General features: G+C 58.8%; 25 protein-coding genes. 14 read left to right on the plus strand and 11 right to left on the minus strand.

All coding sequences use genetic code 11. The annotated features are described in order from the left end of the window. The first annotated feature begins 113 nt into the window (after nucleotides 1-113). Nucleotides 114-371: a YebG family protein gene (locus ACJJU9_RS20325; protein WP_048368282.1), complete on the plus strand. Its 258-nt coding sequence runs from the start codon at nucleotides 114-116 to the stop codon at nucleotides 369-371. A 97-nt stretch (nucleotides 372-468) separates the two neighbouring features. On the opposite strand, the gene ACJJU9_RS20330 is transcribed toward ACJJU9_RS20325, so the two are convergent. After that, on the minus strand, nucleotides 469-1,341 hold the full coding sequence (locus tag ACJJU9_RS20330; protein ID WP_401095185.1) for a LysR family transcriptional regulator: 873 nt from the start codon (nucleotides 1,339-1,341) through the stop codon (nucleotides 469-471). A gap of 105 nt (nucleotides 1,342-1,446) precedes the next feature. On the opposite strand from ACJJU9_RS20330, the gene ACJJU9_RS20335 reads away from it, so the two are divergent. Next, nucleotides 1,447-2,043, plus strand: coding sequence for an NAD(P)H oxidoreductase (locus ACJJU9_RS20335; protein WP_407729394.1), 597 nt, complete (start codon nucleotides 1,447-1,449; stop codon nucleotides 2,041-2,043). Nucleotides 2,044-2,092: 49 nt separating this feature from the next. Here the strand turns inward: ACJJU9_RS20335 and ACJJU9_RS20340 are convergent, their stop codons facing one another. The 4 genes from ACJJU9_RS20340 to hmgA all read right to left on the minus strand — a co-directional run bounded on the left by ACJJU9_RS20340 (nucleotide 2,093) and on the right by hmgA (nucleotide 6,753). Further along, a complete protein-coding gene (locus ACJJU9_RS20340) occupies nucleotides 2,093-3,118 on the minus strand; it encodes a Leu/Phe/Val dehydrogenase (protein ID WP_401095183.1) in 1,026 nt (341 codons plus the stop codon). Between the two features lie 383 nt (nucleotides 3,119-3,501). Continuing rightward, the gene (maiA, locus tag ACJJU9_RS20345; RefSeq protein ID WP_407729395.1) at nucleotides 3,502-4,131 is read right to left on the minus strand and encodes a maleylacetoacetate isomerase; all 630 of its coding nucleotides are present in this window, start codon (nucleotides 4,129-4,131) and stop codon (nucleotides 3,502-3,504) included. A 10-nt stretch (nucleotides 4,132-4,141) separates the two neighbouring features. Next, nucleotides 4,142-5,446 (minus strand): fumarylacetoacetase, encoded by a 1,305-nt coding sequence (gene fahA, locus ACJJU9_RS20350; RefSeq protein ID WP_407729396.1) that lies wholly within the window; start codon nucleotides 5,444-5,446, stop codon nucleotides 4,142-4,144. A gap of 2 nt (nucleotides 5,447-5,448) precedes the next feature. Next, complete coding sequence (gene hmgA / locus ACJJU9_RS20355; RefSeq protein WP_407729397.1) at nucleotides 5,449-6,753, minus strand: homogentisate 1,2-dioxygenase; 1,305 nt, start codon at nucleotides 6,751-6,753, stop codon at nucleotides 5,449-5,451. A 160-nt stretch (nucleotides 6,754-6,913) separates the two neighbouring features. Here hmgA and ACJJU9_RS20360 point away from each other — a divergent pair, with 160 nt between their 5' ends. Next, complete coding sequence (locus ACJJU9_RS20360) at nucleotides 6,914-7,708, plus strand: IclR family transcriptional regulator (RefSeq protein WP_153373696.1); 795 nt, start codon at nucleotides 6,914-6,916, stop codon at nucleotides 7,706-7,708. Between the two features lie 275 nt (nucleotides 7,709-7,983). On the opposite strand, the gene ACJJU9_RS20365 is transcribed toward ACJJU9_RS20360, so the two are convergent. Together ACJJU9_RS20365 and ACJJU9_RS20370 are read right to left on the minus strand one after the other, a co-directional pair. After that, nucleotides 7,984-8,670 (minus strand): LrgB family protein, encoded by a 687-nt coding sequence (locus ACJJU9_RS20365; RefSeq protein ID WP_048390241.1) that lies wholly within the window; start codon nucleotides 8,668-8,670, stop codon nucleotides 7,984-7,986. After that, nucleotides 8,660-9,046, minus strand: a complete 387-nt coding sequence (locus tag ACJJU9_RS20370) for a CidA/LrgA family protein (RefSeq protein WP_123749634.1) — start codon at nucleotides 9,044-9,046, stop codon at nucleotides 8,660-8,662. Before ACJJU9_RS20370 ends, ACJJU9_RS20365 begins: the two co-directional genes overlap by 11 nt. Nucleotides 9,047-9,144: 98 nt before the next feature. On the opposite strand from ACJJU9_RS20370, the gene ACJJU9_RS20375 reads away from it, so the two are divergent. Further along, nucleotides 9,145-10,044 carry a LysR family transcriptional regulator gene (locus ACJJU9_RS20375; RefSeq protein ID WP_048390245.1) on the plus strand — a complete coding sequence of 300 codons (900 nt, stop codon included), beginning with the start codon at nucleotides 9,145-9,147 and terminating at the stop codon, nucleotides 10,042-10,044. Here the strand turns inward: ACJJU9_RS20375 and ACJJU9_RS20380 are convergent. After that, a complete protein-coding gene (locus ACJJU9_RS20380; protein ID WP_407729398.1) occupies nucleotides 10,025-10,480 on the minus strand; it encodes a flavodoxin in 456 nt (151 codons plus the stop codon). The two genes, ACJJU9_RS20375 and ACJJU9_RS20380, sit on opposite strands and share 20 nt — an antisense overlap. A 134-nt stretch (nucleotides 10,481-10,614) precedes the next feature. On the opposite strand from ACJJU9_RS20380, the gene ACJJU9_RS20385 reads away from it, so the two are divergent. Next, nucleotides 10,615-11,091 carry a PAS domain S-box protein gene (locus tag ACJJU9_RS20385; RefSeq protein ID WP_407729399.1) on the plus strand — a complete coding sequence of 159 codons (477 nt, stop codon included), beginning with the start codon at nucleotides 10,615-10,617 and terminating at the stop codon, nucleotides 11,089-11,091. On the opposite strand, the gene ACJJU9_RS20390 is transcribed toward ACJJU9_RS20385, so the two are convergent. After that, a complete protein-coding gene (locus ACJJU9_RS20390; protein ID WP_407729400.1) occupies nucleotides 11,069-12,016 on the minus strand; it encodes a MerR family transcriptional regulator in 948 nt (315 codons plus the stop codon). The genes ACJJU9_RS20385 and ACJJU9_RS20390 overlap by 23 nt on opposite strands. Before the next feature lie 181 nt (nucleotides 12,017-12,197). Between ACJJU9_RS20390 and ACJJU9_RS20395 the strand changes: the two genes are divergently transcribed. From ACJJU9_RS20395 to ACJJU9_RS20420, 6 genes are all read left to right on the plus strand, one after another. Continuing rightward, the gene (locus ACJJU9_RS20395; protein ID WP_153331661.1) at nucleotides 12,198-12,767 is read left to right on the plus strand and encodes an antibiotic biosynthesis monooxygenase; all 570 of its coding nucleotides are present in this window, start codon (nucleotides 12,198-12,200) and stop codon (nucleotides 12,765-12,767) included. A 95-nt stretch (nucleotides 12,768-12,862) separates the two neighbouring features. Continuing rightward, nucleotides 12,863-13,573, plus strand: coding sequence for a dihydromonapterin reductase (gene folM / locus ACJJU9_RS20400; RefSeq protein WP_048390255.1), 711 nt, complete (start codon nucleotides 12,863-12,865; stop codon nucleotides 13,571-13,573). Nucleotides 13,574-13,596: 23 nt separating this feature from the next. After that, nucleotides 13,597-14,160, plus strand: a complete 564-nt coding sequence (gene folE / locus ACJJU9_RS20405) for a GTP cyclohydrolase I FolE (protein ID WP_153331660.1) — start codon at nucleotides 13,597-13,599, stop codon at nucleotides 14,158-14,160. Further along, nucleotides 14,160-14,531: a dihydroneopterin triphosphate 2'-epimerase gene (gene folX, locus ACJJU9_RS20410; RefSeq protein ID WP_048368312.1), complete on the plus strand. Its 372-nt coding sequence runs from the start codon at nucleotides 14,160-14,162 to the stop codon at nucleotides 14,529-14,531. Before folE ends, folX begins: the two co-directional genes overlap by 1 nt. Before the next feature lie 30 nt (nucleotides 14,532-14,561). Further along, on the plus strand, nucleotides 14,562-14,855 hold the full coding sequence (locus ACJJU9_RS20415; protein ID WP_048368313.1) for a DUF1244 domain-containing protein: 294 nt from the start codon (nucleotides 14,562-14,564) through the stop codon (nucleotides 14,853-14,855). Beyond that, nucleotides 14,852-15,193, plus strand: a complete 342-nt coding sequence (locus tag ACJJU9_RS20420; RefSeq protein ID WP_407729401.1) for a HopJ type III effector protein — start codon at nucleotides 14,852-14,854, stop codon at nucleotides 15,191-15,193. The genes ACJJU9_RS20415 and ACJJU9_RS20420 overlap by 4 nt, the downstream gene beginning before the upstream one ends. Nucleotides 15,194-15,322: 129 nt before the next feature. Here ACJJU9_RS20420 and trxB read toward each other — a convergent pair whose 3' ends face one another. Beyond that, nucleotides 15,323-16,288: a thioredoxin-disulfide reductase gene (gene trxB, locus ACJJU9_RS20425; RefSeq protein ID WP_048368315.1), complete on the minus strand. Its 966-nt coding sequence runs from the start codon at nucleotides 16,286-16,288 to the stop codon at nucleotides 15,323-15,325. Nucleotides 16,289-16,599: 311 nt separating this feature from the next. On the opposite strand from trxB, the gene cysZ reads away from it, so the two are divergent. Together cysZ and ACJJU9_RS20435 are read left to right on the plus strand one after the other, a co-directional pair. Continuing rightward, nucleotides 16,600-17,355 carry a sulfate transporter CysZ gene (cysZ, locus tag ACJJU9_RS20430; RefSeq protein ID WP_273222768.1) on the plus strand — a complete coding sequence of 252 codons (756 nt, stop codon included), beginning with the start codon at nucleotides 16,600-16,602 and terminating at the stop codon, nucleotides 17,353-17,355. Nucleotides 17,356-17,506: 151 nt separating this feature from the next. After that, nucleotides 17,507-18,676, plus strand: a complete 1,170-nt coding sequence (locus tag ACJJU9_RS20435; RefSeq protein ID WP_407729402.1) for a glycosyltransferase family 4 protein — start codon at nucleotides 17,507-17,509, stop codon at nucleotides 18,674-18,676. 134 nt (nucleotides 18,677-18,810) lie between these two features. On the opposite strand, the gene ACJJU9_RS20440 is transcribed toward ACJJU9_RS20435, so the two are convergent. Further along, nucleotides 18,811-19,296 (minus strand): peptidylprolyl isomerase, encoded by a 486-nt coding sequence (locus ACJJU9_RS20440; protein ID WP_048368319.1) that lies wholly within the window; start codon nucleotides 19,294-19,296, stop codon nucleotides 18,811-18,813. Between ACJJU9_RS20440 and ACJJU9_RS20445 the strand changes: the two genes are divergently transcribed. Further along, nucleotides 19,265-19,603 (plus strand): DUF3565 domain-containing protein, encoded by a 339-nt coding sequence (locus ACJJU9_RS20445; RefSeq protein ID WP_048368474.1) that lies wholly within the window; start codon nucleotides 19,265-19,267, stop codon nucleotides 19,601-19,603. The two genes, ACJJU9_RS20440 and ACJJU9_RS20445, sit on opposite strands and share 32 nt — an antisense overlap. Nucleotides 19,604-19,636 lie beyond the last annotated feature (33 nt).

Genomic DNA, 19,636 nt, shown 5'->3' on the forward strand with positions numbered 1-19,636 from the left:
CAGCTAGAGTCAAAAAGTCGCTAGTCAAAGGGCGGTGATTGGCTTATGCTTTTTGCTGTATAAAAACACAGTATTCGTAAGACAACTTATCGTGAAGGCATATGAGGTGGTAAATGGCCGTCGAAGTGGTATACCGCAGCAGCCGAGATCTGGAGCGTTTGTTCATGGATAAAGCCGAAGCTGACCGTCATGACAAAATGCTCGAGCTGGCCGAGCTGCTGGCTGAAGTGTTGCAAAAAGCTGTGCCGTCGCTGAACGAGCAGCAAGTTGAAGAAGCCGGCATCTACATGGCGAAGAACCGCGACGTGTTCGCCAAGGCCTTCAAGAGCCAGCCCGACGCGCTGTCCGAGCTGCTGGTCGAGAGCGAGTAATCTGTCGCGCCCTCGCTTGGCTCTGGTCTGCGCCATGACCTTGAAAGGCCTTCTTTCAAAGCGGTGCGCCCTGAGCAAGCGAGCGCTGGTGGCGGGTTTAATGGGTGCACAACAGCTCTGTGAGCCGCGATGCGATCCATTTTTCTGCCGGACTCAACTGCCGCCCCTGGCACCAGACCATGCGCACCGACAGCAGCGGCAATGCCAGTGAAGGGCATTCCACAGCCTGCAGTGGCTTGGTGTAGCAGCCGGCTTGAGCGACATGGACCGGCAGAATGGCCCACCCCAGATCGTCGGTGACCATTTCTGCTATTCGGTAAAAACTGTCTGCACGCCAGACCATCGGGCTGTAGGTGAGCATTTCAACATCATCGGCCTGCATCAGAAGCTGGCGATGGCGCGCTAGGTCGCGGCGCTTGATTTCACCCTGTTCAAGCAACGGATGGCCAGCCGCAACGAAGATGCCCTGCTTGACCGAGCCGATATGGCGCTCTTCAAAACAGTTGCGCAAAGGCCCACGGTCAAAGTGGAACGCCAGATCTGCGCGCTCACAATCAACATGCTCCATCACTTCCGTTGCCGTGCCGTTGAGCAGGGTGAGTTCGATTTTGGGAAAACGCGTGCACAGTTCGCGCAACAAAATACTGATAGCTGTGCACGGCAAGGCCTCATCCAGCGCGAGGGACAGTTTGGCGTCATTCCCGCCTGCCAGAAACTGCGCCCGCTGATTCAGCTCTTCAGCCTGGCGTAGCACCTCTCGGGCTTCGAGCAGCAGCAAGTGCCCCGCATCGGTGAGCTGCGCATTGCGGTGCGTGCGATCGAATAAATCAACGCCCAGGTCCACTTCCAGCATCGAAATAGCCGTACTGACGGCTGATTGTGCCTTGGCAAGTTTGCGCGCAGCCGCGCTGAACGAGCCGGTTTCGGCCGTTGCTACAAACTGTCTTAATTGTTCTAAAGACCATTCCATGCGGCCTTTCTATCTGCTTTGCAGATGGATGTCATCTTTTTCTATCTGAAAAGCCATGATCAACTGCCCTTCACCGCCAATTACCGGGTCAATAAAAGGGCAATCATGAAAAACGTACAACTTATCTGGGCTCATCCACGCACTGATTCAGTGACCGCCCGCGTCGTCGATGGCGTGCGCGAAGAACTGATCGCAGCGGGCATGAACGTGTCGGAACTCGATCTCTATCGTTCGGGTTTTGACGCGGCGATGGGCGAAGCTGACGAGCCGGATTGGGGCAATATCGACAAGGCCTATTCCAGCGACGTGCAGAAGCTGGGGCGTGAGCTAAGAGCGCAAGACGCAGTGGTGTTCGTGTTTCCGGTCTGGTGGTTTTCGGTGCCGGCGATTCTCAAGGGCTATATCGACCGCGTGTGGAATTTCGGGATTGCCTATGGCGGTGGCCTGCGCCTGCCGTTCAAAACGGTGCGCTGGATCGCGGTGACGGGCGAGTCCGAAAAAACCTTCACCAAACGCGGCTTGGACAAAAGCATGACGCATCAATTGAACGTAGGTATCGCGGGCCTGTGTGGCGCTGAAGACTCGAAGGTGGAGTACCTCTTTGACGTATTGGGCGAAGAAGTGACCGATCTACCGACACACCACGCGGCACTGATTGAGCAGGCGCGCCAAACCGTGCGCGATATGGTTCAAGAGCACTGATTAAATGCGAGAGTGTGGCTTGCTCAGCGGGCAAGCCACACTCCCACAATCAGTCGTCGGCGTATAACAGCTTCTGCGCCAGCTCGTCCGAAACCCGGGCCGGTGAACGTTTTTCGGCCTGGGCGTGGGCGTAGATGCCGGTCAGACGTTTGCTGATTTGCAGCAAATGCTGATTGATGGTTTCTGGCTGCGCTCCTTGGTGAGTCAACGCCATGTAGATCAGCCCGCCCGAATTAATGACGTAATCGGGTGCATACAAAATGCCGCGGCGCTCCAACTGGTCGGCCACTTGCAAGTTGGTCAGCTGATTGTTGGCGCATCCGGCCACGGCAGAGCAGCGCAATTGGGCGACGCTGTGCCAGTTCAACACGCCGCCCAAGCCGCACGGCGCCAGAATGTCACACGGCGTGCTGAGCAAGGCTTCGCAGGCCACCGGGTGAGCGCCCAACTGCTCCATGGCCAAGCGCACTTTGCCGGGGTCGGTGTCGCACACCAGCAACTCGGCGCCAGCGGCATGCAGTTGCTCGGCCAAGGCGTAGCCAACTTTGCCCAAGCCTTGAATAGCCACTCGCAGGCCTTCGAGGTTGTCACTGCCCAGCCGCGATGAGGCGGTGCTGCGGATGCCGGCAAACACGCCCATGGCCGTGTGCGCCGAAGGATCACCGGCAGCGGTGGTGCTGGTGACGTGGCGGGTGTATTGGGCGATGCAGTCCATATCGGCGGTGGAGGTGCCGCTGTCGATGGCCGTGATGTAACGACCGTCGAGTTGCTCCACGCAGCGACCAAATGCTTCAAACAGCGCTGAACGGCTTTCAACATGAGGCGCGCGCATGATGACCGCTTTTGCCCCACCCACTGCCAGCCCGGCCAGCGCTGCTTTATAGCTCATGTCCTGGGCCAGACGGACCGCATCGCTGACGGCACTTTCGTCGTTGGGGTACGCCAGATAACGGCACCCACCCAACGCTGGCCCCAAGCGACTGCTGTGAATGGCAATCACGGCTTTAAGCCCTGTAACGGGATCAATACTGAGGTGCAGCGACTCCACATGAGCGCTTTGCATGAGAGCAAACATTAACCAGCCCTCGATCGGTGACAGGTAAACGCCAGTATAGGCCGTCGCAAAAAAGGCGTTGAAGTGAGCAGGAATAAGGCTCAGGGATTTGCGCTGGTTGCAGGTATATGGAGAACGTCCGTAGGGGCCGCCTCGTCTTCGACGTCGCGCTGTAGCGCAGCAAGCAGGACGCCGATAATCGACAGCATCCCCCAATTGGTTCCCTCTCCTTCGGGAGAGGGCTAGGGTGAGGGGGTGCTCTTGATTTGAGTACATATCCATTGCTGCGGCAACGGCCTCTTAGATCAAAAGCCGATCAAGATCAAAAGATCGCGAGGCAAGCTCGCTCCTACCGAGATGTGGTTAACCGCCATCTGCGATCTTTTGATTGAGAAAGTTACCCGTTAAGCGGGCGTATCCGGTTGCCGTGCCGGATGCGCCTGGATAAAGGCCGGGTGCTGTTCGGCCAAGGCCGCCACCCTCGCAATGCGTGGACAGGTCGCCAGCGACACGTTGAACCGTTGTGCCGCGTACACCTGCGGGATCAGGTAGACGTCTGCCAGACCCGGCTCCGGGCCAAAGCAATAGCCGCTGTCACCGATCATGTGTTCGATGGCCGCCAAACCCTGGCTGATCCAATGCTCGATCCACTGGCTCACCTGCTCTTCGTTCTGCCCCTGTTGGCGCAGTTGGTTGAGCACGCTGACGTTGTGCAACGGGTGGATATCGCAGGCTACCAAGGCTGCAACGGCACGTTCGTGAGCGCGGGTGATCAGGTCTTCTGACAGTAATGGCCGCACCGGGTAGCGTTCTTCGAGGTATTCGATGATTGCCGGTGACTGGATCAATACGTTGCCGTCATCGGTGCGCAAGGTCGGTACACGGCCCTGCGGGTTGATCGCCTGGTAAATGGGCTGGCGCTGCTCGCCCTTGAGCAGATTGATCGGCACGGCCTGGTAATCCAGGCCTTTAAGCGCCAAAGCGATGCGCACTCGGTACGACGAAGTCGAACGGTAATAAGCAAAGAGTTCCATGGCTCGCTCCTCAGCGTGCAGCGATAACCTTGCCGCGGCATTCGCCAAAACCGATTGAGGCAAAACCTTCGCGCTTGCAACGGGCGCGGAAGATGATTTCGTCGCCATCCTCAAGGAATTTGCGCACTTCACCCGACGCCAGTTCAACCGGATGCTTACCGCCTTCGGTGATTTCCAGCAGGCTGCCCAGTTGCGAATGGTCAGGGCCTGACAAGGTGCCCGAACCGAACAAGTCACCCGGCTGCAACTGGCAACCGTTGACGCTGTGGTGAGCCACCAACTGCGCGGCGGTCCAGTACATGTTCAGGCTGTTGCTCAAACCCAAACGCTGCGCAGGCAGGTTTTGTTCGCGCATCGATGCGGTCAACAGCAGCACTTCCAGCTCGATGTCCAGCGCGCCATGGGCCTGGTCATTGGCATCCAGCAGATACGGCAGCGGCTGCGGATCACCTTGCGGGCGCGCAGGTTGCGCACGGCGGAACGGTTCCAGGGCTTCGGCGGTCACCACCCATGGCGAGATGCTGGTGATAAAGCTTTTGGACAGGAACGGCCCCAGCGGCTGGTATTCCCACGCCTGAATGTCACGTGCCGACCAGTCGTTGAGCAGGCAGAAACCGGCAATGTGTTCGCTCGCCTCGCCGATCGCGATGGCATCACCCATATCGTTGCCCTGGCCGATCCAGATGCCCAACTCCAGTTCATAGTCCAGACGGGCGCAGGGGCCAAATACCGGTTCGGTCTGCCCGGCGGGCAAGGTTTGGCCTTTAGGACGGCGCACGTCGACGCCAGACGGACGAATGGTCGAGGCACGGCCGTGGTAGCCGATCGGTACGTACTTATAGTTAGGCAGCAGCGGATTGTCGGGGCGGAACAGTTTGCCGACGTTTTTCGCGTGCTCGATACCGACGTAGAAGTCGGTGTAGTCACCGATTTTGGCGGGCAGGTGCAGTTCGCAATCAGCCGCCAGCGGCAGCAGTTTGGCGCCCTGGGCTTCGATCTTGCCGCGCAGGGTGCTGCCTTCGCTGAGCAGTTCCAGCAAGCGTTCACGCAAGGCCACGCGAGCGCTTTTGCCCAAGGCAAAGTAGGCGTTCAAGGCGCCGCCCAACGAGGCTTCTACGGCGACTTTGGCAGGCCCCTCGAACAAACCGGCAGCCAGTGCGGCTTCCAGGTCGAAGATGTGCTCGCCGATCGCAACGCCACTGCGCGGAGCTGAACCTTGAACGCTAAACACGCCCAGCGGCAGGTTTTGTAACGGGAAATCGCTGTGACCATTGGCGGAGGCGATCCAGCTACGGGTTAAGGTGGACTGGGTCATGGTTATCTCCGGTTCGGGGTAAAGGTCGAGGGCAATGAAGCCCAGCAGGCGTCGTAATGAGGTTGCAGTTGCGGGCAATCGAGGGCGAATTGGCTCGGACGCAGCACCTGGCTGGTCTCAAACATAAAGGCCATGGTGTTGTCGATTTTGCTCGGTTGCAGATCGGCCGCAATCGCTTTGCTACAGGTTTCGGCATCCGGGCCGTGGGCGCTCATACAACTGTGCAGTGAAGCACCGCCGGGCAAGAAGCCTTCGGCCTTGGCGTCATAACTGCCCTGGATCAGGCCCATGAATTCGTTCATCAAGTTGCGGTGGAACCACGGCGGCCGGAAGGTGTTTTCTGCCACCATCCAGCGCGGCGGGAAGATCACGAAGTCGAGGTTGGCCAGCCCCGGCACGCTGGTCGGCGAGGTCAGCACGGTAAAGATCGAAGGATCGGGATGATCGAAACTGACCGTGCCGATGGTGTTGAAACGGCGCAGGTCATATTTGTACGGCACATTGTTGCCATGCCACGCGACTACGTTCAGCGGCGAGTGATCCAGCTCGCAGGCCCACAGTTCGCCAAGAAACTTTTGCACCAGGGTGACCGGCTGCTGCGAGTCTTCGTAGTGTGCGGTCGGGCTCAGGAAATCACGCGGGTTGGCCAGGCCATTGCTGCCAATCGGCCCCAGATCGGGCAGGCGCAGCGGCGCGCCGTGGTTTTCTGCGATGTAGCCGCGGGCTTGTGCGTCGAGCAGTTCAACGCGGAACTTGAGCCCGCGCGGGATCACGGCAATTTCCAGAGGCTCAAGGTCCAGGCGCCCCAACTCGGTGGCAATGCGCAAACGGCCCTGCTCCGGCACCAGCAGCAACTCGCCATCAGCATTGAAAAACACACGCTGCATCGAGGTGTTGGCGCGGTAGCTGTAGATGCTGATCCCGGCAGGTTTGTCCGGGCCAGCGTTGGCGACCATGCCGACCAGACCGTCGATAAAATCGGTGGGCTGGGCAGGAATCGGCAGCGGGTTCCAGCGCAGGCGGTTAGGCGTCACCGGCCCCAACGGGCCACCGGCCAATTGGCGCTCAAGCCTGGTAAAGGCCGGGTGATTGGCGGACGGCTTGATCCGGTACATCCAGGTGCGCCGCGACTCGCTGCGAGCCATGGTGAATGCCGTGCCGGACAGCAATTCGGCGTACAGGCCATAGGGGACTTTTTGCGGAGAGTTCTGACCGACGGGCAACGCGCCCGGCAATGCTTCACTGCTGAATTCGTTGCCAAACCCGGATTGATACGCGAGGTCAGACAAAGACGAGTCGAGGTTCATGGAGCCTCCAGAGTGGAGAAAACAGTGGACTCACTCAACGCTGAACCGCGTGTGTGTCACTGCGTTATTTTTATCGTAATCGAATTACGCATAACGTAATTTGATTGGTAGTAAGCGTCAAGCTATAAAGACGCCCATTCATCCCGAGACCCGCGCCCCCATGCAAAAGCCTCCAAGCACCGCTGACAGCACCGGCAAACAGAAAGTGCGCTCTGCTGAAGTCGGCACCGACATCCTCAAGGCCTTGGCCGAGCTGTCGCCATCGACCTCGTTATCGCGTCTGGCCGAGCACGTGCAGATGCCGGCGAGCAAAGTCCATCGTTACTTGCAGGCGCTGATTGCCAGCGGGTTTGCCGAGCAAAATACCGCCACCAACCATTACGCCCTGGGCCGCGAAGCATTGCGCGTGGGGTTGGCCGCGCTCAACAGCATGGATGTGCTCAAAGTTGCCGCCCTGCCGATGGCTGAGCTGCGTGATGACTTGAACGAAACCTGCTTTCTGGCCGTGTGGGGCAATCAGGGCGCGACCGTGGTGCACATCGAAGCCGCCGTTCGTGCGGTCACGGTGGTGACCAAGCTGGGTTCGGTGCTGCCGCTGCTCAGTTCATCCACAGGGCTGGTGTTCAACGCCTTTTTGCCAGACCGCGAAACCGCCGAATTGCGCGCGCTGGAACTTGCCACCGACCATGTGCACCCGCTGCAACCTGCCCAGGCCTATACCGCGATCAGCGAACAGATCCGCACCCGTGGTCTGCATTTTGTGCACGGCCTGTTGATGCCTGGCGTCGATGCGCTGTCGGCGCCGGTCTTTGAAGCGACTGGCAAAGTGGCGGGCGTGCTGACCGTGGTCGGCCCCACCTCACTGTTCCATGCCGATGAACATGGCCCGGCCGCGCAGCGCTTGCTAGCGGCGGCCCACGCCGTCAGTTGGCGCATGGGCTACCAGCCCGGTTGATCACCGAACACTGAGGCCAATCAGATGCAGGCCTGCAAACTGTTGCCTAATTTGTAACAGAGCTTGTCGTAAACCGGCCTTACTCCCAGGCCGGCGAGCCCTTATTCTTGTCGCACTTACCGGGCACACCCCGCCCGCCAGAGCATTGAGTCACCGCGATTCTGCTCACTCTGTTTACCCTGACGTTGATTTGCTGCTCCTTGATGAACGTCTTCTTTGGCCGCTGTTTTACAGCGGCCTTTTTTATGCCCGGGATTTAAGCCCTGATGCGGGCTTTAAATCACCAGCATCAACAAGGGCGCGGCCAGCAGGTTGAGGATCCCGGTGAGGACCATGACCAAACCGGCCACCGAGCCTTCTTCGCTGCCCACTTCACGGGCACGGCTAACGCCCGCACCGTGAGCACCGACCGCAAACAGCGCGCCGCGCGCCAGGCTGCTGCGCAACGGCAGCCATTTGAGCAGAATGCCGCCCATCATTGCGCCAAACACGCCCGTGAACATCACGAACACGGCGGTGAGTTCCGGTACGCCGCCCAGGCTTTGCGCAACGGGCATGGCGAACGGCGTGGTAATGGAGCGCGGCACCAGCGACAACGTTAGTGATGTGTCGAGCGCCAGCACTTTGGCCAGCCAGTACGAGCTGCCAATCGAGGCGATACTGCCCGCCAACATGCCGAGCAACAACGCCAGCCAATGCCGCGCCAGCAGCTTGCGTTGCTGCCAAATGGGTACGGCGAACGCGACGGTCACCGGACCGAGCACCAGCATCAGCCAATGGGTATCACGGGAATATTCGGCGTAGGCGGTGTGTAGCGGCGCGGCCACTGCCAGCAACAAAGCAGGCACCAGTATCAGCGGCGACAGCAGATAGCGCCCGGTGCGCCGGTACAACCAGCGGCTCAGGCCGTAAGTCCCCAGCGTGAGCACCAGCCAGAACATCGGCATCAGTTCAGCCCTCATGGCGCAGCTTCCAGCGGCACACGGCTTCTACGGTAAAGGCCGTGACGATCATCACCAGCAGGGTGCTCACACCAATCACCAACAAAATGCGCCAGCCCTCGTCACGCACCAAAGCGCCGTGATCGAGCAGGCTCATCAAGGCGGGAATAAAGAACAACAGCATTTCGGCCATCAATACACCGGCGCCCAGCTGCAAGGTGGCGGGCTTGACCCAGCCCAGGGCGAAGGCCAGCAGTAACAGGATCATGCCCATCACGCCGCCGGGGATCGGCACCTGTAACCACACGGCGATCTGACAGCCGACAAAATAGATGGCCAGCAATACGGCGATTTCACTGATCAGCCGACCCATACGTTTTACATCGAAGCGTTTCATAGTGGTTCCAGTGCAGACAGGCGTTCAGTTTAAAGATGCACCTTCCATACCTAAAACGAATTGTTAGACTGGCCTGCATTCCAGTCTGGAATCACATTATGGAATTCAAACAACTGCGTACCTTCGTTGAGGTGGTACGCCACGGCGGCTTTACCCAGGCTGCCCAGCACCTGCACATCAGCCAATCGGCAGTGAGTAAACAAGTCGCGCAGCTGGAGCACAGCCTCAGCACGACGCTGTTTGACCGGTTCGGCTCGCACGTGCGCCTCACGGCAGCCGGACAGGTGGTGCTGCAACGCGCCGAAGGCATGCTGCGGTTGCACAAAGAGTTATTGAGTGAGCTTGATGACTTGAGCCATCTGGAACGCGGGGAGTTGAAACTGGGTTTGCCGCTGCTGGGCGGTAATGCGCTGTTTGCCAACCTGTTTGCCGAGTACCGGCGTCGCTACCCGAATATTCAGGTGCAACTGCTCGAAGGCGGCAGTTTGAATATTGAACAGGCGGTGTTGAGCGGCGAACTGGAGTTGGGCGGCAGCCTGACGCCCAAAAACAATCAGGCGTTTTCCTGGCAGCCCTTTTGCGACGAGCCGCTGGACGCCTTGCTGCCGGCCAATCATCCGCTGGCAGAAGGCGGCAGCGTGCGCCTGGAGCAATTGGCCGAGACACCGTTTTTGCTCTATCAACGCAGCTTTGTGCTTAACGACCGCGTGGTCCAGGCCTGCCAGCAAATGGGCTTTACCCCCAAGGAAGGCGGGCGCAGCGGCCAGTCGGACTTTTTGGTGGCGCTGGTCGCGGCCGGCCAAGGCGTGGTCTTGTTGCCCAGCGTGGTCGCACGCGAACTGGTGCGCCCCGACGTCATACGTTTAAAGCTGATTGCCCCCGACACCCTGCGCTGGGACATCGCCTTTATCTGGCGCGAAGGCGCGTACTTGTCACGCGCAGCTCAAGCCTGGCTGGAGCTGCTGCGTGAGCGGTCGATTACTGGGTCAGTGCTTTGATGAAGTCTTCTACCCACGGCTCGGAGTCGCCTTCAGGGTTAACGGTTTCGCTGGCATCCAGGCGCAGCATCGGCTGGACTTCACGCAGGCCCAGCTCGGCAAACAGCTCCGTCAGCAGTTGGCCACCGCCGCAGTAGGTATCGCCGTAGCTGGAGTCGCCCAACGCAATCACGGCACCCGGCAGACCGCGCCAGGCGGCGGGCAGCAGGTCACGGATCTCGCTGTACAACGGGGTCAGGTTATCAGGCAGCTCGCCCATGCCGGTGGTGGAGGTCACCGCCAAAAAAGCGTCCGGGGCAAAGGCCTGAATAACGGCCAGGTTGGCACGCGGGTCGTAAAACACCTCAAAACCGGCTTTTTCCAGCAGTGATTTGGCGTGGCGGGCGACTTCTTCTGCGGTGCCGTACACCGAGCCTGAAAGGATGGCGACTTTCATCAATCTGATCCTGTAACTGACTAAAAGGCAGGGATACTAACAGGTGATGCCATGCTTTCGGTGATAGCACGTAGACAGCTTGTCGCGATGTCCTAAAATGGCTCGAACTTAACTGACTTTTGGAGTGCTGCACCATGATCAACGCCCGTTTACTGCAGCGCATGGTAGACGCGTCCCAGGACGGAATTGTGGTGGCCGAGCAGGAAGGTGAAGACAACATCCTTATCTACGTCAATAAAGCGTTTGAGGCACTGACGGGCTACAGCAGCGACGACATCCTGTATCAGGACTGCCGCTTTTTACAGTCAGGCGACCGTGATCAAATTGGTTTGCACTTGATCCGCGAGGCCATCGCCAGCGGAGAGCCGACACGTCAGGTGCTGCGTAATTACCGCAAGGACGGTTCGTATTTCTGGAACGAATTGTCGATCACGCCGGTGTTCAACGACGCTGATCAACTGACCTATTTTATTGGGGTGCAAAAGGATGTCACCCAACAGGTAAAGGCTCAGCAAAAAGCCGCTCAACTGGAGATCGAGTTGGCGGCAGTAAAAGCTGAACTGGAGGCGCTCAAAGCGGCCAAGGGTGTTAGCGCGCCGCCGCCTGCTTAAGCTCAGCGTCCAGACGCTGGTTCATCAAAGCGGTCTCGCTGCCCAGGCAGGCAATCGATGAGCCAGCCAGCGCGTCTTGAGCCACATTGGCGGCCTCACCGGCCAGCGCCACTGAACAGTCCAGCGATTGCGCAAGGCGTACCAAGCGTCGCTGTTGAGCCGCGCCCACTACCTGCCGGGCGAACAGCACCACCGCACGAGGCTGAACCTGCTCACAAATCAGCGACAGCTCATCCAGCGGCTGACCAACGGCTAATACTCTGATCAGCCGGTCATTGCGGCTCAACAGCAAACCGGCCACCAGCAGTTCCAGCTCAGTGCACAACTCGGGCAGCCCCACCAGCAACACGCAATCGTGGGCGTCCATGGGTTGCAGGTGCAGGCGCTGCTGAACGCGGCCGCGCAAAAAGCGATCCAGCAGCAACCATTCGCTGGTGCGGCCAAACTCATCTTGCGCCTTGAGCAGTTGCTCCCAGAGCGGCATCAAGATGCTTTTGAACACGACTTCCAGCGGGTAACTGGAGAAAATCTGCCCGTACAGACGATCCAGTTCAGCTTCGTTAAAGGCGCTGAGCGCAGCTTGAACACGTGCTTGCCACTGTTCGTATTCGTCAGCCAAAGCCTCTTTCGGCACGCTGACAGAGGCGGTCGGTCGTGCCAGCAATTCGGCCACTTTGCTGACCGCAACGCCGCGCTCAAGCCAGCCCATGACCTGACGCACTGCCTCAATATCGCTCATTGTGTACAAGCGATGCCCTGTTTCGGTGCGTGTCGGCTGGATCAAACCATAGCGCCGCTCCCAGGCACGCAAGGTCACCGGGTTAATGCCGGTGAGCCGGGCGACTTCTCTGATCGGGTACAGGCCCGGCAGTTCTGGCTGACCTGCCGCGAGCGCAACGGGCTCAAGTTCAGTGATCACGGGCATGGTTAAGGCCTGTTACAAGAGTGAATTGAGGGATTCTACGCTTCATCTCCCTCGCTGTGGCGATCCCGTTCATCGCGTTCGGGAACAATCCTTGCTTGTTTTTCCAGACACAGCCCACCACCCCGGCGCTGTGTTTTGTGATTGCCCTACCCGGGCAGCATCAGCCTCATGGAGATACACAATGTCTACCTCCCCTGTCACCTTGATGGTCGCGCGCCGTGTCGCGAAAGGCCGTTACCAGGAACTGATCGCCTGGCTGCACGAAGGCGAACAGTTAGCCACCGACTTTCCCGGTTACTTGGGTTCAGGCGTGCTGGCACCGCCCCCGGGCGACGATGAATTCCAGATCATTTTCCGCTTTGCCGACGAAGCCACCCTGCACGCGTGGGAACACTCGGTGTCGCGCAAAGCCTGGTTGCAGCGCGGCAGCCACCTGTTTGCCAACCCTTCAGAACATCGCGTCAGCGGCATCGATGGCTGGTTTGGCGCCGCCGGGCAACGCCCACCGCGCTGGAAACAGGCCGTGGCCATCTGGCTGGCGTTCTTTCCGGTGTCGTTGTTGTTCAACTTTGCGCTGGGCCCATTGCTGGGCGAGTTGAGTGTGTTGCCACGGGTGTTTGTCAGCACCTTGGCCCTGACACCGCTGATGGTGTATCTGTTTATTCCGCTTTCGACCCATTTGCTCGCAGGCTGGCTGCACAGCACGCCCAACAAGCCCTTGCGCACAAACTCCCTCGCGCAACGCAGTTAACCGATCGCCCCGGGCTTGGCAGTCAGGTCGCGGACGCTGGTATAGTTTTGCCATTGCGCCGCGACTGTTTCCGGCTATTTCGCATCGAGCCCGTCATGCCCACGTCTTCTGCCCCGATCCTGATCACTGGTGCTGGCCAGCGCATTGGTTTGCACTGTGCCCGGCAACTGCTGGCTGACGGTTATCCCGTCATCATCAGCTATCGCAGCGAAAAGCCCGGCGTGCAGGCGTTACGCGAGCTGGGCGCGACTACGTTGTATGCCGACTTTTCCAGTGAAGGCGGCATTCTCGACTTTATCGAGCGGCTTAAAGCTCACACCGACACGTTGCGGGCTATCGTCCATAACGCCTCGGCGTGGCTGGCAGAGACGCCTGGCACTGAAACCAGCGCCTTTACCCAGATGTTCAGCGTGCACATGCTCGCCCCGTATCTGATTAACCTGCATTGCAGCGAATTGTTGTTGCGCTCAAGCCCGGCCGACATCGTGCATATCAGCGATGACGTGACCCGCAAAGGCAGTAGCAAGCACATTGCCTATTGCGCCACCAAAGCCGGGCTCGACAGCCTCACGCTGTCATTCGCGGCTAAACTGGCGCCCCATATCAAAGTAAACGGCATCGCCCCAGCCTTGCTGATGTTCAACCCAGACGACGACGCGGCGTACCGCACCAACGCCCTGGCCAAGTCAGCCCTGGGCATTGAGCCCGGCGCCGGGGTGATTTATCAAAGCCTGCGCTACCTGCTGGATAACCCGTACGTGACCGGCACCACCTTGACCGTCAACGGCGGACGACACGTTAAGTAAGACGTCCGCGAGGAAGCATTTTCATGAGCACATCATTGCCTGAGCACTACCGCGAGATCCTGGTCGGCCTCGGTGAAAACCCTGAGCGCGAAGGCCTGCTCGACACCCCGAAACGCGCCGCCAAGGCCATGCAGTATCTGTGTCACGGCTATGCCCAGAGCGTGGAAGACATCGTCAACGGCGCCCTGTTTGCCTCAGACAGCGATGAAATGGTGATCGTCGCTGACATCGAGCTTTACTCGTTGTGCGAGCACCACCTGCTGCCGTTTATTGGCAAGGCCCACGTGGCCTACATTCCGACCGGCAAAGTATTGGGGCTGTCGAAGGTCGCTCGCATCGTCGACATGTTTGCCCGTCGCCTGCAGATCCAGGAAAACCTCACCCGCGAAATCGCCGACGCCATTCAGAACATTACCCAGGCGGCGGGCGTTGCCGTGGTGATCGAAGCCAAGCACATGTGCATGATGATGCGCGGTGTAGAAAAACAGAATTCGACCATGAACACCTCGGTCATGCTTGGCGCGTTCCGCGAGTCGAGCAGCACCCGCATGGAGTTCCTGCAATTGATTGGACGGAGCAAGTCGTAATGCCACAACTTCAGCCAGGAACGGCCCGCATCCGTGTCAAAGACCTGCGTCTGCGCACCTTTATCGGGATTAATGAAGACGAGATCCTCAACAAGCAGGATGTGTTGATCAACCTCACTATCCTGTATGCCGCGCAAGAAGCGGTACGGGATAACGACATCGATCACGCCCTGAATTACCGGACCATCACCAAGGCGGTGATTCAGCACGTCGAAGAGAACCGCTTCGCCCTGCTTGAGCGCCTGACCCAGGAACTGCTCGACCTGGTGATGAGCAACACCGCCGTGCAGTACGCCGAAGTCGAGGTCGACAAGCCCCACGCCCTGCGCTTTGCTGAATCGGTGTCGATTACGCTGGCGGCTTGCCGCTAAGCTACAGCCCACTGAACCCAGGTAAATTTTATGACGCCCCAAGAACAACTTGAACTTGAAGCTGCCGCCTTTCGCCGCCTTGTCGCGCATCTGGACAGCCGCAAAGACGTACAAAATATTGACCTGATGAACCTCTCGGGTTTTTGCCGTAACTGCCTGTCCAAGTGGTACAAGGCCGCGGCAGATGAGCGCCAGATCGAGGTCAGCCTCGATGACGCCCGTGAAGTGGTCTACGGCATGCCGTACGCCGAATGGAAAAACCTTTACCAGAAAGAAGCCAGCGCCGAACAAGTAGCGGCGTTCGCCAAAGGAAAACACGAATGACTGATTTGAACACCCTGCGCGCCAGCCTCAACAGCGGCGAACACGTATTTGCCGACACGCTTGCGTTTGTCGCCGCGCAGTACTATTACCAGCCGCAGGCTTTCAACAACGGCGGCGTCGAGAACGCGGCCGGGCAAAACGAAGGCTCGTGCAAGACCTTGGGCCTGGCCCTGCTTGAAGGGTTCAGCGATCAAGAAACGCTGCTGGCGTTCGGCGAGCATTACCGCTCGGTACTGGCGACGCCAGAAGGCACCGACCACGGCAACATCCGCGCGCTGATCAGCCACGGCCTGGCCGGGGTTACATTCCAGACCCAGCCGCTGACGCGCAAGGCGTAAAAACACCTTGTAGGAGCGAGCTTGCCTCGCGATCTTTTAAAAGATCAAAAGATCGCGAGGCAAGCTCGCTCCTACAGGTTCTTTGCCCACAAAAAAACCGGCCGAAGCCGGTTTTTTAGGCGCTACGGATTACTTGAACTCAGCGTTCTGCAGGCCGTCCAGGTAACGCTCGGTATCCAGTGCTGCCATGCAGCCGGCACCGGCCGAGGTGATGGCTTGACGGTAAACGTGGTCAGCCACGTCGCCCGCCGCAAACACGCCTTCGATGCTGGTCGCAGTGGCGTTGCCTTCACGGCCGCCCTTGACCACCATGTAGCCGTCTTTGAGTTCCAGCTGACCTTCGAACAGCGAGGTGTTCGGGGTGTGGCCGATGGCGATGAACACACCGTCTACTTTGATTTCGTCAAAGCTGCCGTCGTTGTTTTTCAGGCGGGCACCGGTCACGCCCATGTTGTCACCCAGCACTTCGTCCAGGGTGGCGTTCAATTTGAACTCGATCTTGCCTTCAGCTACTCGGGCGTTCAGCTTGTCGATCAGGATTTTCTCGGCGCGGAAGGTTTCGCGGCGGTGAACCAGGGTCACTTTGCTCGCGATGTTGGCCAGGTACAGGGCTTCTTCAACTGCCGTGTTACCGCCACCCACGACTGCCACCGGCTTGTTGCGATAGAAGAAACCGTCGCAGGTTGCACAGGCCGACACGCCCTTGCCCATAAAGGCTTCTTCAGACGGCAGGCCCAGATAACGGGCGCTGGCGCCGGTAGCGATGATCAGCGCATCGCAGGTGTAAGTGCCGCTATCGCCGGTCAGGCTGAACGGTTTGTTTTTCAGATCAACGGCGTTGATGTGATCAAACACGATCTCGGTTTCAAAACGCTCGGCGTGCTCACGCATGCGCTCCATCAGGACCGGGCCGGTCAGGCCGTGTACATCGCCCGGCCAGTTGTCGACTTCAGTAGTGGTGGTCAGTTGACCGCCCGCCTGCATGCCCGTGATCAGCAGTGGTTTGAGGTTAGCCCGGGCAGCGTAAACAGCGGCGCTGTAACCGGCAGGGCCAGAACCCAGAATAATCACACGCGAATGACGTACTTCAGACATGACTCACTCCTATGGCCGCCCGTGTAGAAATAAGGGCGGAACGCCGCTTTACCGGCTGGAATAAAAAGAAACCGCTCACCTGCTCAGGCCAGGTCTGTCACCCGCAGGTCCTGAAAAATGTAGGTGCAGCGTATATAGGCCGCTGAGAGTAAGGAAATACGCATTAACAATCCAGCTCATAGCAGGTCTCTATGTGCTCAAATTCATCTTTGGACGTCTTTGTTACAGTTATTGTCGAATCCGCCTCCAGGCTTTCGCCCCGCGCGCAAAGCCGTTAAGGTCGGCCGATTTTCCATTGCCCGGAGCCCACTATGCCCGCCCCTGTTCTATCTGGCCCGCAGTACCTGCGTGAAGGCCTGAAGCTGGTCCTGAGCCCAGGCCTGCGTTTATTTGTGCTGTTGCCGCTGCTGATCAACCTGGTGCTGTTTGTCGGGCTGATTTACTTCGCCGGGCATCAGTTCAGCCTGTGGGTCGACACGCTGATGCCGACGCTGCCCAACTGGCTGAGTTTTCTCAACTACGTGTTATGGCCGCTGTTTGTGGTGTTGCTCATTCTGATGGTGTTTTTCACCTTCACCATGTTCGCCAACATCATCGCCGCGCCTTTTAACGGGTTTCTCTCGGAGAAAGTCGAAGCCGTGGTGCGCGGGGTCGACAACTCGCCGCCGTTCAGTTGGAGCGAACTGATCGCCATGGTGCCCCGCACACTGGCCCGTGAAATGCGCAAACTTGGCTACTTTCTGCCCCGTGCGATTGCCTTGCTGATTTTGTCGTTTGTGCCCGTGGTCAACCTGATTGCAGCACCGTTATGGCTGATTTTCGGGGTCTGGATGATGGCCATCCAGTACATCGACTACCCGGCCGACAACCACAAACTGGGCTGGAACGAGATGCTCGCCTGGCTGCGCCAGAAACGCTGGCAGAGCCTGAGTTTTGGCGGGGTGGTGTACTTGGTACTGCTGGTGCCCGTGGTCAACCTGCTGATGATGCCTGCCGCTGTGGCCGGGGCAACGCTGTTTTGGGTGCGTGAACGGGGCGAAGAAGCCCTGGCCGTGAAAAAGCCATGAAGGGATAAAAATCACGGCTCTCAGCGCTGCATTAAAAACGCTGAGAGCCGTACAGCACCTAAGCTGTCTCCACGCTGTCTACGGTTCAGTCGCCATAAATTCATCATTTGGCTGACACGTAGCCGACACAGATCACGTTGAGACTGGTGCCATGACAACTGCCCTGCATATTTCCCTGATCACCGAAACGTTTCCACCAGAAATAAATGGCGTGGCCAACACCCTTGGGCGTTTGTTTGATGGCCTGCGCTCTCGCGATCACCATGTGGAGCTGGTTCGCCCTCGCCAGACCTGCGATGGCAATCAACGCAGTAACGATCAGGTGATGCTGTGCCGGGGCTGGTCTATCCCCGGTTATCCGGGACTGCAGTGGGGCATGGCCTCCACTCGTCGCTTGATGAAGCGCTGGCAAGTACAACGCCCGGACGTGGTGTATATCGCCACCGAAGGCCCGTTGGGATTGTGTGCGCTGCGCGTGGCACGCCGACTCGGCATTGCAGTGGTCAGCGGTTTTCATACCAAGTTCCAGCACTACTCCAGCATTTACGGCCTGGGGGTATTTACCCGGCTGCTGACCCAATATTTGCGCTGGTTCCATAACCGCTCGGCGTTGACCCTGGTGCCCAGCGCCAGCCAGCGGCTTGAACTGCAGCGTCGGCACTTTGATCGCCTGGAGCTGCTGGAGCGCGGGGTCGACAGCCGACTGTTCAGCCCGGCGAAACGCCAAAGCGCCTTGCGCCAGAGTTGGGGATTGGGCGAAGACGATATTGCCCTGCTGCATGTCGGTCGCCTGGCTCCCGAGAAGAATCTGGGAGCACTCAAGCACTGCCTGGAAGCCTTGCAGGAGCGCTTCCCGCGGCGCCGCTTCAAGCTGATCATCGTCGGTGACGGGCCCAAACGGGCCGCACTGGAAGCCTCGCTGCCGGATGCGTTTTTTTGTGGCGCTCAATCCGGTGAAGACCTGGCCCGCCACTACGCCTGTGGCGACGTGTTTTTGTTCCCGAGCCTAACCGAAACGTTCGGCAATGTGGTGCTCGAAGCCTTGGCTTCGGGGCTGGGCGTTGTGGCTTATGACGCCGCCGCGGCGGGCCAGCATATTCGTCATGGCTACAACGGCGTGCTGGCCATGCCAGGGGATGAATATGCCTGGATCGACGCTGCCGCCTGGCTCCTTGAAGAGCCGGAAACCCTGCGCACCGTGCGTCTCAATGCACGCCACCATGCCTGTCGCCAGGGCTGGCCGCAAATTATCGAACAGTTCGAAAACCAGTTGCAGCGCGCCTGCCAAAGCCAGGCAGGTCCGTTGCCGCTATCTGAATAAACGCGCCCTGACCTGTGCCGCGCGATCGTGAATCAACAATCATGCAGAGAGCTGATGACATAACTTAAAGGCGCAAAAAAGGCGCCAACAGGCGCCTTTCTTTACTCGCTCACAGGTGAGCGAAGTAGCCGGTATCAGTGCTGATGACCGCCTTCACCGTGCACGTGGCCGTGAGCAACTTCTTCTTCGCTCGCGTCACGTACAGCAACAACCTTTACCTTGAAGTTCAGGCGCTGACCCGCCAACGGGTGGTTGCCATCAACAGTCACGTCGTCGCCGTCCAGATCACGGATGGTCACGATTTGCATTTGGCCGTCCGGCGCGGAAGCGTGGAACTGCATGCCGACTTCCAGTTGGTCAACGCCTTCGAACATGCTGCTGCTCAGGGTGCTGACCAGTTCAGCGGAGTATTCGCCGTAAGCGTCTTCAGGCTCAACGGAAACGTCCAGCTCGTCACCGACGTTTTTGCCTTCAAGGGCTTTTTCCAGACCTGGAATGATGTTGCCCGCGCCTTGCAGGTAAACCAGCGGAGCGCCGCCAGCAGAACTGTCAATGACATCACCAGCGTCGTTGGTCAGGGTATATTCGATGGAGACTGCCTTGTTGGCGGCGATCGTCATGGGGCGAGACCTTTTGCAAAATAATAATGAGTTCGCAAGTTTAACCAAGCATTCGCACGAAAGCGAACACAACCAAGACCAACGGATAACTTTGAAAACCTCAACAATCATTGGCTGGCGCCAAGATGAAGAGCAGCACTGGGTTGCTGTGCTCTCCTGTGGCCATACCCAGCATCAGCGCCATCAACCGCCCTGGCAGTCACGCCCCTGGGTGCTGGACCCTGAGCAGCGGGCAAAAAAAATAGGCCAGCCCTTTCGTTGTGGCTGGTGTGCTCAGGAGGCTGATAGCGTTAACCTTGGCAATTGATTCCAGCACATGGCTCGTTTATCGAGTGTTGCT

The sequence above is a fragment of the Pseudomonas helleri genome, from assembly GCF_045830615.1.
GTDB lineage: Bacteria > Pseudomonadota > Gammaproteobacteria > Pseudomonadales > Pseudomonadaceae > Aquipseudomonas > Aquipseudomonas helleri.

Bases quoted from the DNA above. Each gene is read 5' to 3' on its own strand.
- ACJJU9_RS20380 (WP_407729398.1), bottom strand. From the start codon at position 10,480: ATGAAAGTCGCCATCCTTTCAGGCTCGGTGTACGGCACCGCAGAAGAA.
- ACJJU9_RS20335 (WP_407729394.1), top strand. From the start codon at position 1,447: ATGAAAAACGTACAACTTATCTGGGCTCATCCACGCACTGATTCAGTG.
- folE (WP_153331660.1), top strand. From the start codon at position 13,597: ATGAGCACATCATTGCCTGAGCACTACCGCGAGATCCTGGTCGGCCTC.
- ACJJU9_RS20395 (WP_153331661.1), top strand. From the start codon at position 12,198: ATGTCTACCTCCCCTGTCACCTTGATGGTCGCGCGCCGTGTCGCGAAA.
- ACJJU9_RS20435 (WP_407729402.1), top strand. From the start codon at position 17,507: ATGACAACTGCCCTGCATATTTCCCTGATCACCGAAACGTTTCCACCA.
- ACJJU9_RS20370 (WP_123749634.1), bottom strand. From the start codon at position 9,046: ATGAAACGCTTCGATGTAAAACGTATGGGTCGGCTGATCAGTGAAATC.
- ACJJU9_RS20415 (WP_048368313.1), top strand. From the start codon at position 14,562: ATGACGCCCCAAGAACAACTTGAACTTGAAGCTGCCGCCTTTCGCCGC.
- ACJJU9_RS20385 (WP_407729399.1), top strand. From the start codon at position 10,615: ATGATCAACGCCCGTTTACTGCAGCGCATGGTAGACGCGTCCCAGGAC.
- hmgA (WP_407729397.1), bottom strand. From the start codon at position 6,753: ATGAACCTCGACTCGTCTTTGTCTGACCTCGCGTATCAATCCGGGTTT.
- ACJJU9_RS20440 (WP_048368319.1), bottom strand. From the start codon at position 19,296: ATGACGATCGCCGCCAACAAGGCAGTCTCCATCGAATATACCCTGACC.
- ACJJU9_RS20445 (WP_048368474.1), top strand. From the start codon at position 19,265: ATGGAGACTGCCTTGTTGGCGGCGATCGTCATGGGGCGAGACCTTTTG.
- ACJJU9_RS20325 (WP_048368282.1), top strand. From the start codon at position 114: ATGGCCGTCGAAGTGGTATACCGCAGCAGCCGAGATCTGGAGCGTTTG.
- trxB (WP_048368315.1), bottom strand. From the start codon at position 16,288: ATGTCTGAAGTACGTCATTCGCGTGTGATTATTCTGGGTTCTGGCCCT.
- ACJJU9_RS20390 (WP_407729400.1), bottom strand. From the start codon at position 12,016: ATGCCCGTGATCACTGAACTTGAGCCCGTTGCGCTCGCGGCAGGTCAG.
- ACJJU9_RS20420 (WP_407729401.1), top strand. From the start codon at position 14,852: ATGACTGATTTGAACACCCTGCGCGCCAGCCTCAACAGCGGCGAACAC.
- folX (WP_048368312.1), top strand. From the start codon at position 14,160: ATGCCACAACTTCAGCCAGGAACGGCCCGCATCCGTGTCAAAGACCTG.
- ACJJU9_RS20365 (WP_048390241.1), bottom strand. From the start codon at position 8,670: ATGAGGGCTGAACTGATGCCGATGTTCTGGCTGGTGCTCACGCTGGGG.
- folM (WP_048390255.1), top strand. From the start codon at position 12,863: ATGCCCACGTCTTCTGCCCCGATCCTGATCACTGGTGCTGGCCAGCGC.
- fahA (WP_407729396.1), bottom strand. From the start codon at position 5,446: ATGACCCAGTCCACCTTAACCCGTAGCTGGATCGCCTCCGCCAATGGT.
- ACJJU9_RS20340 (WP_401095183.1), bottom strand. From the start codon at position 3,118: ATGTTTGCTCTCATGCAAAGCGCTCATGTGGAGTCGCTGCACCTCAGT.
- maiA (WP_407729395.1), bottom strand. From the start codon at position 4,131: ATGGAACTCTTTGCTTATTACCGTTCGACTTCGTCGTACCGAGTGCGC.
- ACJJU9_RS20360 (WP_153373696.1), top strand. From the start codon at position 6,914: ATGCAAAAGCCTCCAAGCACCGCTGACAGCACCGGCAAACAGAAAGTG.
- ACJJU9_RS20330 (WP_401095185.1), bottom strand. From the start codon at position 1,341: ATGGAATGGTCTTTAGAACAATTAAGACAGTTTGTAGCAACGGCCGAA.
- cysZ (WP_273222768.1), top strand. From the start codon at position 16,600: ATGCCCGCCCCTGTTCTATCTGGCCCGCAGTACCTGCGTGAAGGCCTG.
- ACJJU9_RS20375 (WP_048390245.1), top strand. From the start codon at position 9,145: ATGGAATTCAAACAACTGCGTACCTTCGTTGAGGTGGTACGCCACGGC.